General features: G+C 65.6%; 14 protein-coding genes. 11 read left to right on the top strand and 3 right to left on the bottom strand.

All coding sequences use genetic code 11. The annotated features are described in order from the left end of the window. Positions 1 to 194: 194 nt before the first annotated feature. The 5 genes from TK90_RS11185 (at position 195) to TK90_RS11165 (ending at position 5,225) form a co-directional block, all read left to right on the top strand. A complete protein-coding gene (locus TK90_RS11185; protein ID WP_049772264.1) occupies positions 195 to 635 on the top strand; it encodes a hypothetical protein in 441 nt (146 codons plus the stop codon). A 147-nt stretch (positions 636 to 782) separates the two neighbouring features. Beyond that, positions 783 to 2,411, top strand: coding sequence for a TolC family protein (locus TK90_RS11180; protein WP_041444281.1), 1,629 nt, complete (start codon positions 783 to 785; stop codon positions 2,409 to 2,411). After that, on the top strand, positions 2,411 to 3,835 hold the full coding sequence (locus TK90_RS11175) for a multicopper oxidase family protein (protein ID WP_012983586.1): 1,425 nt from the start codon (positions 2,411 to 2,413) through the stop codon (positions 3,833 to 3,835). The genes TK90_RS11180 and TK90_RS11175 overlap by 1 nt, the downstream gene beginning before the upstream one ends. A gap of 109 nt (positions 3,836 to 3,944) precedes the next feature. Then, on the top strand, positions 3,945 to 4,313 hold the full coding sequence (locus TK90_RS11170; RefSeq protein WP_012983585.1) for a copper resistance CopC family protein: 369 nt from the start codon (positions 3,945 to 3,947) through the stop codon (positions 4,311 to 4,313). 3 nt (positions 4,314 to 4,316) lie between these two features. Beyond that, positions 4,317 to 5,225 carry a copper resistance D family protein gene (locus tag TK90_RS11165; RefSeq protein WP_012983584.1) on the top strand — a complete coding sequence of 303 codons (909 nt, stop codon included), beginning with the start codon at positions 4,317 to 4,319 and terminating at the stop codon, positions 5,223 to 5,225. Positions 5,226 to 5,268: 43 nt separating this feature from the next. On the opposite strand, the gene TK90_RS11160 is transcribed toward TK90_RS11165, so the two are convergent. Continuing rightward, positions 5,269 to 6,387 (bottom strand): trypsin-like peptidase domain-containing protein, encoded by a 1,119-nt coding sequence (locus TK90_RS11160; RefSeq protein ID WP_012983583.1) that lies wholly within the window; start codon positions 6,385 to 6,387, stop codon positions 5,269 to 5,271. Positions 6,388 to 6,454: 67 nt separating this feature from the next. Between TK90_RS11160 and TK90_RS11155 the strand changes: the two genes are divergently transcribed. The 6 genes from TK90_RS11155 to TK90_RS11130 all read left to right on the top strand — a co-directional run bounded on the left by TK90_RS11155 (position 6,455) and on the right by TK90_RS11130 (position 11,453). Beyond that, complete coding sequence (locus TK90_RS11155; protein WP_012983582.1) at positions 6,455 to 7,204, top strand: Nif3-like dinuclear metal center hexameric protein; 750 nt, start codon at positions 6,455 to 6,457, stop codon at positions 7,202 to 7,204. A 331-nt stretch (positions 7,205 to 7,535) separates the two neighbouring features. Beyond that, entirely contained in the window at positions 7,536 to 8,138 is a 603-nt protein-coding gene (gene petA / locus TK90_RS11150; RefSeq protein ID WP_012983581.1) for a ubiquinol-cytochrome c reductase iron-sulfur subunit, read from the top strand. Further along, the gene (locus TK90_RS11145) at positions 8,138 to 9,547 is read left to right on the top strand and encodes a cytochrome b N-terminal domain-containing protein (RefSeq protein WP_012983580.1); all 1,410 of its coding nucleotides are present in this window, start codon (positions 8,138 to 8,140) and stop codon (positions 9,545 to 9,547) included. Before petA ends, TK90_RS11145 begins: the two co-directional genes overlap by 1 nt. Further along, on the top strand, positions 9,547 to 10,290 hold the full coding sequence (locus tag TK90_RS11140) for a cytochrome c1 (RefSeq protein ID WP_012983579.1): 744 nt from the start codon (positions 9,547 to 9,549) through the stop codon (positions 10,288 to 10,290). The genes TK90_RS11145 and TK90_RS11140 overlap by 1 nt, the downstream gene beginning before the upstream one ends. Positions 10,291 to 10,395: 105 nt before the next feature. Beyond that, positions 10,396 to 11,022, top strand: coding sequence for a glutathione S-transferase N-terminal domain-containing protein (locus tag TK90_RS11135; protein WP_012983578.1), 627 nt, complete (start codon positions 10,396 to 10,398; stop codon positions 11,020 to 11,022). Beyond that, complete coding sequence (locus TK90_RS11130) at positions 11,019 to 11,453, top strand: ClpXP protease specificity-enhancing factor (RefSeq protein WP_012983577.1); 435 nt, start codon at positions 11,019 to 11,021, stop codon at positions 11,451 to 11,453. The genes TK90_RS11135 and TK90_RS11130 overlap by 4 nt, the downstream gene beginning before the upstream one ends. Here the strand turns inward: TK90_RS11130 and TK90_RS11125 are convergent. Both TK90_RS11125 and TK90_RS11120 read right to left on the bottom strand, forming a co-directional pair. Next, the gene (locus TK90_RS11125; protein ID WP_012983576.1) at positions 11,446 to 12,840 is read right to left on the bottom strand and encodes an FAD-binding oxidoreductase; all 1,395 of its coding nucleotides are present in this window, start codon (positions 12,838 to 12,840) and stop codon (positions 11,446 to 11,448) included. The genes TK90_RS11130 and TK90_RS11125 overlap by 8 nt on opposite strands. Further along, entirely contained in the window at positions 12,837 to 13,193 is a 357-nt protein-coding gene (locus TK90_RS11120) for a YraN family protein (RefSeq protein WP_012983575.1), read from the bottom strand. The genes TK90_RS11125 and TK90_RS11120 overlap by 4 nt, the downstream gene beginning before the upstream one ends. Position 13,194 lies beyond the last annotated feature (1 nt).

Here is a 13,194-nt window from a genome sequence, read left to right as displayed (position 1 = left end):
CCCGGATCTGTAGGAGGCGAGCCTCTCGCCGATGGGGCGCTGGTCGGGTCCCTGTCGGCCAGAGGGCTGGCCTCCTACAGGGGTGGCCCCAAGGGTGAGGGTTGTGGTATGTTGACCGCCGATTGCCGGGCCGAGGGGCCCCCAAACGAGGTTTGACCGACGTGAAACGGGTCTTCCACCGACTGCTGTGCTGGATGCTGGTGCTGGCGATTGCCGGCCTGCCGGCGCTTGCGGCGGTTGCGAGCGAGGAAGGCGGTCACGCCGGGCATGCGATGCACGGGGCCCAGTCGCAGGGCGACAAGCCTGCGGATCACACGGCCCATGACCACTCACATGATCACGCGCACGGCGACGACCACGATCACCATGCGCATGACGATCATGCCGATACCCGGCATGGCGATGACCACACCCGCGAGACTTCGGATTCCTCTGACGCCAGCGGGGTGATCGTGCACGTGGATTGTATGGACGCCACCTGTCTGGCCTCTTGCTCGGCCTGCAGCCATTGCCAGGGTATGCCGCCCATCACCGGTATCAATGCCCTGAGCCCGATGACCCAGGCGGCGAACCTGTATTCCTTCCAGAGCGGTCCGCCTGCGGCCGCGTTATACCGACCCCCGATCCTCTCCTGATCTGACTGTACCGGCCCGAGCGCCGGGGCTGTCCGCACGTCCGGGTTTCCACTCGGTGCTGGCGGACGGCAAGGCCGTGTCGCGCGTTCGCGCGGGATGCGGAGTCGAAGTCCGATCAAGGAGATTTTCACGATGCGAGCAACCCGATTGCTGCTCCCCGTCGTATCGGTGCTGTTCCTCGCCGGTTGCGCGGTTACCGCGCCCGAGCTGGATCGCTCCGAAATGGCGGAGGACATCTCGGTGCAGGGGATCGACCTGCCCGAGTCGGAGATGCCCCGACCCTCCGGCGAGCTGACGCTCGAGGAGGCGATTCATCAGGCCCTGTGGCGCAACCCGCGCATGCAGCAGGCCTACGCCAAACTGGACCTGACGGCCGCCGATGTGGTCGAGGCCTCCCAGTTTTCCAATCCCACCTTGTCGCTGTCGGTGATGCGCCCGGAGGGCGGGGGCGGCAACGAGTATGGCGTCGGTCTGGCCTGGGGCCTATCCGGTCTGCTGATGCGCAGTGCCCGTCAGGACATTGCCGAATCCCACTGGGAGTCCACCCGTCTGCAGCTGGCCGAAGGCATGGTGGCCCTGGCCTCGGACACCGAGCGTGCCTGGTATGACGCGGTGGCTGCGCGCCAGCGAGTTCAGGTGCAGGCGCTGGAGACCCGCGCGGCGGATCTTGGGTCGCTGCTGGGCGAGCGCTTTTATGACGCCGGCAATATCACCGACCTGAAGCGGGCACAGCTGCGCATCCGCGCAGCCGAGGCGCGGCTGAAGCTCGAGGATGCCCGTCAGCGTGAACGCGAGACACGTCTGCGTCTGGCCCACCTGATGGGGCTGCCCGGCGAGGTCGATGACTGGGAGGTCCCGGGCAAGTTGCCACTGCCATTGGCCGGGGTTGACGATCGCGAGGCCCTGGTGGAGCAGGCCCTCGAGCAGCGTCTGGATTTGCGGGCCCTGGATCATGCCCTGGAAGGGTTCACCGAGGGGGTGGCCCTGGTGCGGCGTTATCGCTGGCTGGGCGACATCGAGCCCGGGATCGAGTTCGAGCGCGAGACGGACGGCACCCGCCTGTGGGGCGGTGGCATTTCGTTCACCCTGCCAATCTTCAACCAGAACCAGGCCGGTATCGCCCGTGCCGAGGCACGGCTGGAGGATGGCGAAGCCCGACGCGCCCAGCTGGAGCAGGCGATCACCGCCGATGTCCACCAGCACCTTGTGCGCCTGACCCATCATCGTGACAAGTTCAGTGCCAAGCGCTACGAGCTGTTGCCGGCCCGCGAGATCGAGCTGGAGCGCATGCAGGAGCGTGTGAACTTCATGTTCGATGATGTCTTCGACCTGCTGGTGACCAAGCAGGAAGAGCTGGCCGACTGGCAGCGGGCCGTGGCCGCGCTGGGTGACTACTGGCGGGCCCGCGTGGATCTGGCCTTTACGGTGGCCGGCGAGCTGCCGGATGGAGCGCCGGGTGACGAGGGCTATCTCGAGACCGACGCGCTTGAACACGACCCGTCCGCGATGGACCACGGCGACCACGGCGACCACGGGGATCACGGGGATCACGGCGACCACGGGGATCACGGGGATCACGGGGATCACGGGGACCACGGCGATCACGGGGATCACGGGGATCACGGGGATCACGGCGACCACGGGGATCACGGGGATCACGGGGATCACGGGGATCACGGGGATCACGGGGATCACGGAGATCACGGAGATCACGGAGATCATGACCATGGCGATCACGGTGACCACGGCGACGACGGTCACGGAGGGCATCACTGATGAAACGGCGTAACTTCCTGCTGGCCGCTGGCGCTGCAATGCTGCCGGCAACGACCCTGACCCGGGTGATGGCCGAAACGGGTCACGAGCACCACAACGAGGGTGAAACCACGCCCGGCGAGCGTACCGACCAGGGCTACATGCCGGTACATACGCCGAATGGCTGGACGCTGCCGTACGAGATGAACAACGGGGTGAAGGAGTTTCACCTGGTCGCCGAGGAGATCGAGCACGAGTTCGCGCCCGGTTCGGTGGCCAGATGCTGGGGCTACAACGGCACCACTCCGGGGCCGACCATCGAGGCGGTCGAAGGGGACAAGGTCCGTATTTATGTGACCAACCGCCTGCCGGAATACACCTCGGTGCACTGGCACGGTATCCATCTGCCCTCGGGCATGGACGGGGTGAAGGGCGTGACTCAGCCGCCGATCCATCCGGGGGAGACCTTCGTCTACGAGTTCGAGCTGAACCAGCACGGCACGCACATGTACCACCCGCATGCCGACGAGATGGTGCAGATGGCGATGGGGATGATGGGGATGTTCATCATTCACCCGAAGGATGGCGAGATCGAGCCGGTGGACCGCGACTACGCGATCCTGCTGCACAACTGGGCCCTGCATCCCGGTACGCGTACGCCCGATCCGTCGATCATGGTGGATTTCGATCTGTGGTCGATGAACTCCAAGGTGTTCCCGGCCATCGACTCGCTGGTGGCGAAGACCGGCGAGCGCGTGCGCGTCCGCATGGGCAATCTGTCGATGTGGAACCACCCGATGCACGTCCACGGGGTATCGTTCGAGGTGACCGGATCCGACGGCGGGCGCTGGCCGCGCGAGCAGTGGCGCAAGGAGACCACCGAGATTGTGGCGGTCGGCCAGACGCGCGACATCGAGTTCGTCGCGCCGCCCGGTGACTGGGCATTCCACTGTCACATGTCGCACCACACCATGAACCCGATGGGCCATGGCATTGCCAATACCCTGGGCGTGGATCAATCCGGCCTCGAGGACGAGATCCGCACGCTGCTGCCGGGATACATGGCCATGGGCGAACACGGCATGGCGGACCATCAGGATCATACCGATGGCGGCCACATGCGCGGCCCCGAAAACACGCTGCCGATGGGGATGGGCCAGGGTCCGTTCGGCAACATCGGCATGGGCGGGATGTTCACCCTGATCAAGGTGCGCGACGACCAGGAGCCCGGGGATTTCAGTGATCCCGGCTGGTACTGGCACCCGGACGGGGAGGTCGCTCGCCGCGTGAGCAGTGATCCCGATTTCGGCAATCCGGTTCGCCGCGGCAAGGTTGCCGGTGCGGATTCCGACGGGCTTCCGACCCCGAGCCGCGATGCCCACGGCGGGCATGGTGGCCACGGGGGGCATGGAGGACACAACGGCCACGAAGGCCATAACCACTGAGCTTCCGCCGGCGCGGGCGCCGGGGCCGCCGCAAGGCAGCCCCCGGTGGCCTGTGGTCGGCGGACTCTGACATGACACGACTGCACTTTATATCGAGAGGAAACTCATCATGATGACGATTCGTACCCGCAATACACTGCGTTCCGCCCTTGCGGCCCTGCTGCTGGCTTTTGCCGCTCCCCTGATGGCCCACGAGGGCGAGATGGGCCAGGTCCCGGAGGACGGTTCCACGGTGCAGGGCACTCCGGAGGAGATCGGGATTCACTTCGATGGCGCGATGCGCATCACCCAGTTCGATGTCATCGGCCCGCAAGGGCGCGTGTCCCTGGAGAACGAGCCGGGCAGTGATCCGACCGAGGAATACCACGTGAAACCGGCCGGCTCGATGGAGCCCGGCAACTACGAAGTGCGCTGGCGTGGTCTGGCCCGCGACGGCCACATGATGTCCGGGACCTTCCGCTTTACGGTCGAGGACTGAGCCGTGGCCTGGCTGTCCGCACTAGCCGGGGTGGATGCCTGGACGGTCGCCATGATGCTGGTGATGGCCGGGTTCTATGCCGGCGCACTGCTGGCGGCCGGCGCGGTACTGTTTCGCCTGGCGTTTCCGGATCTGCCTGATCCGGAGCGGCAGGCGGCCAGTCGCTTGGGCGCGATCGCGGCCTGGGTCGCGATCGCGCTGGCCCTGATCGAGTGGCCGCTACAGGCCGGGTATCTCGGCGGTGGCAATGGTGCCGCCGCGGTCGATCCGATGTTGCTAGGGATGGTGTTCGAGGGCGCCCAGGGGACCCAGCTGATCCTTGCCGTGAGCGGTTTGCTGCTGGTGCAGGCAATCCTGCTGGATGCCCGGCGGCTGCCGGGGCTTGGGCATGGCTTGAGTCTTGGGGGTGTGTTGCTGGTTATGCTGGCCTTTGTGCAGGTCGGGCACACGGTCGACGAACCCCGATGGCTGCTGGGCAGCCTGCTGGTGGTCCACCTGCTGGCGGCGGCCTTCTGGGTTGGGTCGTTGTGGCCGCTGTATCGCCTGGCGAGGCACCCACCTGGCGGAGCGGATGCCGTACGTATCCTGGATCGCTTCGGTCGGGTGGCGGTGTTTGGTGTGGGCCTGCTGGTGCTCGCGGGTGTTGTGCTCGCTGCGCTGCTGCTCGGCGGTGTCACACCTCTGCTCACGACCGGTTACGGGCAGTTCCTGATCGGCAAGGTCCTGGTCGTCGCGCTGCTCCTGCTGCTGGCGGCGTCCAACAAGTGGCGCCTGGTGCCGGCCTTCGAGCGGGGCGAGCCCCGGGCCCCGCAGCGCCTCCGGCGCAGTATCGCGATGGAGATCGGGCTGGTCGGGCTGGTGCTGCTGGTTACGGCCATACTGACCACGGTCAGTTCCCCGGCCAACGGGTAGCTAAAGGGGCATCTCCCGGATATCCGGGAGATGCCATTGGGTGTCAGATCGGACGCTGGGCGACACTCGCCTCGAGTTCGACTTCCTCGCCGTCGCGCAGGAGCTTGATCGACAGGTCGGCGCCTGGATCGGTTCGTGCAATGACATTCAGGGCTTCGCGCGGGCTGTTGACCGCGTCGCCATTGAGATGGGTGATCGCGTCGCCGATCTCGATGCCGGCCTCCTGGGCGGGGCCGTCCCGCAGGATGCCGGCGACCAGCACTCCGCGCGGGGCATCCAGCCCGAAGGAATCAGCCAGTTCGCGGTTCATCGCCTGGACCTCGATCCCCAGCCATCCGCGGGCGACATAGCCCTGTTCGATGATCTCGGTCATCACGTCACGGGCGAGGTCCACCGGGATCGCGAAGCCGATGCCGTGCGAGCCCCCGGAGCGCGAGAAGATCGCGGTGTTGATGCCGATGACCTCGCCCTTGGCATTGATCAGCGCGCCACCGGAGTTGCCGGGATTGATCGCTGCGTCGGTCTGGATAAAGTCCTCGAAGGTGTTAATCCCGAGCTGGTTGCGCCCGGTGGCGGAGACGATCCCCTGGGTCACGGTCTGCCCGACGCCGAAGGGGTTGCCGATCGCGAGTACGACGTCGCCGACGCGCAGGTCGCGGGAGTGGCCAACCGTGGCCACTGCCACCTCGTCGGTACGGATGCGCAGGACGGCGAGGTCGGTATCGGGGTCGATGCCGATGATCTCGACCGGATGGGCGTCGCCATTGGGCAGGACCACGGCGATCGCGTCGGCCTCCTCGATCACGTGGTGATTGGTCAGGATATGGCCCCGATCGGTCATGATTACACCGGAGCCCAGGCTGGCCTGCTCGGTGTCGCCCGGGGGCATGGGCTGGCCAAAGAACTCGTGCAGGTCAAGGATGCCAGGGGTGTCGAGCACGCGCGAGGTCATGATGTTGACCACGGCCGGCGCGGCGCGCTCGACCCCGTCGGCATAGCTGACCGCGGCCCCGTTGGTCGTGGAAAGCGGGGTGGCGACTTGCAGCTCCGCCCGCTCGGCCCGGTCGCGGTCGAGCACATGGGGAAAGAACACGGCGACGACTACGGCGATCGCCACGCCGGTCAGGGCGGCTTGCAGCAGGAAACGCGAGAAATTCACCATATAGCGAATATACCGAAATGGGATGGGCTGCACAGCCGCCGATCCCGGTCCAGCCGGAGAACCGATCGTGATCGAACGTGACGTATTAATGCAGGCCCTGAACGAAGAGCTCCAGCCGGAGCGCTTTCGCGACTATTGCCCGAACGGGCTGCAGGTGGAGGGACGGGCCCAGGTGCGCCGCATCGTCAGCGGGGTGACGGCTTCGCTGGCGCTGGTCGAGGCCGCGATCGCGGACGGGGCCGACACGATCCTGGTGCATCACGGCTATTTCTGGAAGGGCGAGCCGGAGGTGGTCACCGGCATGAAGCGCGAACGCCTGCGCCGGCTGCTGGAGCACGATATCAACCTGGTGGCCTACCACCTGCCGCTGGACGCGCACCCGGAGCTGGGCAACAACACGCAGCTGGCCAATCGCCTCGGGTTCGCGATCGAGGGCGTGCTGCGCGAGGACGGCGTGGGCCAGTACGGGCGCCCCGCCGCCGAAGTGTCGGGGGCGGACCTGCGCGACCACATCTCGGCTGTGCTGGGGCGCGAGTGTCTGTGGGTGCCGGGCGGCGAGCGGCCGATCCGGCGGCTTGCCTGGTGCACCGGCGGGGCGCAGTCATTGCTGATGGAGGCGGCGGCGCAGGGCGTGGACGCCTATATCAGTGGCGAGATCTCCGAGCAGACCACCCACGAGGCGCGCGAGAGCGGGGTGCACTACTTCGCCGCCGGACATCATGCGACCGAGCGCTACGGGGCGCCTGCCCTGGGGGAGTGGTGCGCCGAGCGCTTCGGTCTGGAGCATCGGTTTATCGACATCGACAACCCCGCTTGAACGGCGCCCCGGCGAGCGCACATTCGCGGGGCAATCTGCTCTTGCTGGGGGCGCTGAAATCCCGCCTTTATCATGAATAACTTATAATCGATTGGGCGCGTCTGGAGAGGCCGTCCGCCCGGTCTTAAGGTATTCACCTACTTGACCTTATTAGCGTGTTCGGGAATTCTATCGGATTTTACTGGCCGCCCCGCGGTGGCCTGCCCGTTCGCCCGTGAGCGCGCCCAGGGCGGCGCGCTCACGGGGCAGTCTGCGGGCATCTCCGCACCCTCGTACGCGTATCGAGTGGCTGCCGGGACACGATTTCAACACGTTGTTTGGAGAGACAAACATGGCAAACCAAGGCGTAAATCGAGGCCGTCGTCGGTTCCTCGTCGCTGCCACATCAGTCGTCGGCGGTGCCGGTGTCGTTGCGGTCGCGACTCCGTTCCTGGCGTCCTTGCAGCCTAGCGCTCGCGCTCAGGCAGCAGGGGCCCCGGTCGAGTTCGACGTGACCGAGGTCGAGCCCGGCCAGCGCGTCAGCATCGAGTGGCGGGGACAGCCGATCTGGATCGTGCGGCGTACCGACGAGATGCTGGAAGGTTTGTCCCAGGTGACCGATCGCCTGCGCGATCCGGACTCCGAGAACGAGGCCCAGCAGCCGGAATACGCGCAGAACGAGCACCGCTCGATCAAGCCGGAAATCCTGGTGCTGATCGGGATCTGCACCCACCTCGGGTGCTCGCCGTCGTTCCGCCCGGAGATCGGTGATCCCGGTATGGGTTCCGACTGGCAGGGCGGCTGGCTGTGCGGTTGCCACGGTTCCCGCTTCGACATGGCCGGCCGCGTCTATCGCAACATGCCGGCAGTCGACAACCTGGAGGTGCCGCCGCACCACTACATCACGGACAACCTGCTGCTCGTGGGTGAAGATGAAGACGGAGGAGCTGTCTGATGGCCGGTAATCCCGCGGAAAAGTGGCAGGGTGGGCTGCTGGGCTGGGTTGACGCCCGCTTCCCCCTGTCCCAGATGTGGAACGAACATCTGGCTCAGTATTATGCGCCGAAGAACTTCAACTTCTGGTATTTCTTCGGTTCCCTCGCCCTGCTGGTGCTGGTCATCCAGATCGTCTCCGGCATCTTCCTGACCATGTTCTACAAGCCCGATGCCGAGCTGGCCTTCGCATCGGTCGAGTACATCATGCGTGATGTGGAGTGGGGCTGGCTGATCCGCTACATGCACTCCACGGGCGCCTCGATGTTCTTCGTGGTGGTCTATCTGCACATGTTCCGGGCGCTGCTGTACGGCTCCTACAAGAAGCCGCGCGAGTTGATCTGGATCTTTGGTGTGCTGATCTATCTGGTGCTGATGGCCGAAGCCTTCGCCGGCTACCTGCTGCCGTGGGGCCAGATGTCCTACTGGGGCGCGCAGGTGATCGTGAACCTGTTCCAGACCATCCCGTACATTGGGCCGGACCTGGTGACCTGGATCCGCGGTGACTTCCTGCTGTCCGACGCTACGCTCACGCGTTTCTTCGCGCTGCACGTGATTGCCCTGCCGCTGGTGCTGATCCTGCTGGTAGCCGCGCACATCATCGCGCTGCACGAAGTGGGTTCGAACAACCCCGACGGCGTCGAGATCAAGAAGAACAAGGACGAGAACGGCATCCCGAAGGACGGCATCCCGTTCCACCCGTACTACACCGTGAAGGACATCGTCGGCGTCGGTGTCTTCCTGATGGTGTTCGCGGTCATCATGTTCTTCTTCCCGATGGGCGGCGGTCTGTTCCTGAAGCCGGACAACATGATCCCGGCCGATCCGCTGGTCACCCCTGAACTGATTCCGCCGGTCTGGTACTTCACCTCGATGTACTCGGTGCTGCGTTCCGTGCCGGATCCGTTCCTCGGCGTGGTGGCCATGGGCCTCGCGGTGGTGATGCTGTTCTTCATCCCCTGGCTGGACCGCAACCCGGTGCTGTCGATGCGCTACCGCTCGTTCGCGGCCAAGTTCAACCTGGCGGCATTCGTGGTGGCCTTCGTGATCCTGGGCTGGCTGGGTCTGCAGCAGGCGACCACGATGATCAGCGAAATGAGCTTCCGCTGGTCGCTCGTGTACTTCGCGTTCTTCTTCCTGCTGTGGTTCCTCAGTCGGGAGCGCTCTGCGGCGGTCAGTCTGATCCTGTTCGCGGTGGTCGTGGGTATCTACACCCTCTACGACATCACGCGCTTCGATCCGAGTGACGCAAGCCTGATTATGTGGTCCTGGCTGATCCCGACCGTGCATCTGTTCGTCTGCATGGTGGTCCCGGTGTTTGCCCGGGGTCTGGGTCGTGATCGTGCCGTTCCGGAAAGGGTGACTTCGTAATGAAAACGTTTATCGCAACGACTGTTATGGCCCTGGCGGCCCTGTTCACCGTGCCGGCGGCCTCGGCCGCCAGCTACAGTGGTGATCTGCAAAAAGCCAATGTGGACGTGACCAACCAGGCGTCGCTGCAACGCGGCGCCCGGCTGTACATGAACTACTGCATGGCCTGCCACTCCACCCAGTACATGCGCTACAACCGCGTGGGGCGCGACATCGGTCTGACCGAGGAGCAGGTTACCGAGAACTTCATCTTCATCACCGATGAGGATGGCGACCTGGTGAACCCGGGCTCGCTGATGAAGAACGCGATGTCGGACTCCTATGCCGACGAGGCCTTTGGTGTGACGCCGCCGGATCTGACCCTGGCGACCCGCATCCATGGCGAGGACTGGGTGTACACCTTCCTCAAGAGCTTCTACATCGACGAGGACCGTCCGCTGGGTGCCAACAACACGGTGTTCAGCAACGTCGGCATGCCCCACGTGTTGTGGGAGCTGCAGGGCTGGCAGGAGCTGGTCGAGGACGATGACGGCAACGAGCGTCTGGAGCTCGTGCGCAATGGCTCGATGAGCCAGAGCGAGTACGATCGCGCGGTGCGTGACCTGGTCACCTACCTTTCGTATATGGGCGAACCGATGCAGCTCGACCGTCAGCGCATCGGTCTGTACGTTCTGATTTTCCTGGCCGTGTTTACCGTGCTGGCCTACTTCTTGAAAAAGGAGTACTGGAAAGACGTACACTAGGCGGCCTGAACCGTCGCCGGCGGGCGCTCAGGGATGAGCGCCCGCCGGTGTTATTGACCGTCTGCCCGGTGTGGCCTCGTGCCCGGCCGGGGTAGGGAGAAAGCTATGGCGCTGGTCGCCAATCGTCGTTCCGTAATGACTCTGTTTTCCGCTCACGACTGCGTGCGCTGCCACCGCGTGCGTATCATCCTCGCCGAGAAGGACATCGCGGTGGATGTCGTCAACCTCGGGCCGGACGAGCTTCCCGAGGATCTCTCCGATCTCAATCCCTACAACGAGGTACCGACCCTGGTGGATCGGGACCTGGCGCTGTACGGGACTCACGTGATCACCGAATACCTGGACGAGCGTTTCCCGCATCCGCCGCTGATGCCGGTGGACCCGGTTTCGCGTGCCGCCGCGCGGCTGGCGCTTTATCGCGTCGAGCGAGACTGGTACGAGGGCCTGGACGCGGTGAAGAAGGCATCCGGGGGCGGGCTGACCAAGGCACGCAAGATCCTGCGCGAGAGCCTGATGAACTCGGCGGAGATCTTCGAGCTGAAGCCGTACTTCCTGAGTGACGAGTTCAGCATCGTGGATTGCGCGATCGCCCCGGTCATGTGGCGTCTGCCGTCGCTGGGGATCGACCTCGAGTCCCTGCCGACTGCGATTCAGGAATACGCGGATCGCGTCTGCAAGCGGGAATCCTTCCAGATCAGTCTCACCGAGGCCGAGCGCGAGCTGAGGCTGTGACCTCTTCGCGTCCCTATCTGCTCCGGGCCTTGTGGGAGTGGATCACGGATAACGGGTTTACGCCGCATATCCTGGTCGACGCCACGGTGGAGGGTGCGCTAGTGCCCGATGCCTTTGTCGAGCAGGGCAAGATCACGCTCAACATCGGCCCGTCCGCGGTGCAGGCCCTGAATATCGGGGACGAGGCGGTCGCCTTCTCGGCGCGTTTCGCCGGCAGCCCGATGGACGTCTACGTGCCCACGCAGGCTGTGCTCGCCGTCTATGCGCGCGAGAACGGCCAGGGGATGATGTTCGGCAGCGAGCCGGGGCCGGGGCCGGACGATGGCCCGGGCGGCGACGGACCGGACGACTCTGGCCCTACGGGCTCCGATCAGAATGGGGACAAGCCGGCTGCCAAGCGCAAGGGTCCCGCCCTGAAGGTCGTCAAGTAAGACCCGTGATGGCCGGCCCCGGCGCCTTGCCGGGGTTCAGGATGTTGTCGGGATCGAAGCTCCGCTTGATCCCGCTCATCAGGTTCAGCGCCACGGGATCGATCTCCCGGCCCACAAAGGCGCGTTTCACCAGCCCGATCCCGTGCTCGCCGGACAGCGTACCCCCAAGCCCCAGCACCAGCGTGAAGACCTCGTCCAGGCAGCGTTCGGCGGCGGCGAGTTCCTGCGGATCGTCCGGGTTCACCAGCAGATTCACGTGGATGTTGCCGTTGCCGGCGTGCCCAAAATTCACGATCTTGATCGCGTGCGCCTGGGCGAGCCGGTCGAGGCCCGCGATCAGGTCGGGGATGCGGGAGACGGGCACGACCACATCCTCGTTGATCTTCTTCGGCGCGACGGTACGCAGCGCCGGCGAGAGGGCCTTGCGCACGGCCCACAAGGCCTGGGTCTCTTCCGCGGTGTCCGCGCTGATGGTCTGCAGGCAGCCATCGCCATCGGCGGCGGCGCGGACGCCGCGCGTCGTCGCATCGATCCCGGCCTCGGTGCCGTCCGTCTCGATCATCAGGATGGCGCCGGCGTCCCTTGGCAGCGGGCAGTCCGGTGCGTAGTCGCGGATCATGGCAATCGCCGAATGGTCCATGAACTCCAGGGCCGACGGTACCTCCGCGCGGCCCATCAGCCGCGACACGGCGGCCGCCGCGTCGCCCACGGTCCGATACATAGCCTGAATCAGGCGCGTGGCTTCGGGTTTTGGTGTGAGGCGCAGCGTGGCCTCGGTGATCACGGCCAGGGTCCCCTCGGACCCGATCAGCAGCCGGGTCAGGTCGTACCCGACGACGCCCTTGGTCGTGTGCACGCCCGTACGGAAGGCCTCGCCGGTGCCGGCGACCGCCGCAAGCCCGAGGGTGTTGTCCCGTGGCGTGCCGTACTTCACGGCATGGGGGCCTGCCGAGTTGTAGGCCAGATTGCCGCCGAGCGTGCAGTAAGTACTGCTCGTGGGGTCCGGGGGCCAGAAAAACCCCTGGGCCCCTGCCGCTTCCTGCACCTCGCCGTTGGTTACGCCAGGTTCCGCGATCAGCCAACGGTTTGCCGGGTCGACCTCCAGGATCCGGTTCATGCGTTCGAACGACAGGACTAATCCGCCATGGTCGGGGACCGCCGCGCCTGTGGTGCCGGTGCCGCGCCCGCGGCAGGTCACGGGTGCGCCCAGACGTCGGCAAAGCCGTACCAGTTCAGCGACCGTCTCGGCGTCGCGTGCAAACGCGACCGCATCCGGCGGGGCATGCAGCTTGGAGTTGTCGGCACCGTAGGACCAGCAATCGGCCGGGTCCAGCAGGCGGTCCTCGGCCGGAAGGAGTTGTTCGATTTCGCGTGCCAGCGGTGTCATGCCCGGTCCCCCTGAATGGCGTCGGGCAGCCATTCGATCGTGTCGTCGCCGTCCAGCAGCACGACATCGAAGCGCACGGGGCCTTGCCAGCGGGTCTCCTGCAGATAGCCCTCGGCCGCCCGTAGCAGTCGCCTGCGCTTGCCGGCATCGATGCTCTCGGCTCCGCCGCCAAAGTTGCGGTGGCTGCGCTTGCGTACCTCGACCAGAACCAGCGTATCGCCCTCGCGTGCGACCAGATCCAGCTCGCCCCACGGGCGGCGCACGTTGCGCGCCACCAGGATGAGGCCTTGCCCGGTCAGGTAGTGCGCCGCACGGTCCTCGGCGGCTTGGCCGGCCATGCCCGGGCGAAACATT

The sequence above is a fragment of the Thioalkalivibrio sp. K90mix genome (assembly GCF_000025545.1).
Lineage (GTDB): Bacteria > Pseudomonadota > Gammaproteobacteria > Ectothiorhodospirales > Ectothiorhodospiraceae > Thioalkalivibrio.
Note: the sequence above shows the minus strand (reverse complement) of the source record. Positions and strands in the feature narration are given on the sequence as shown.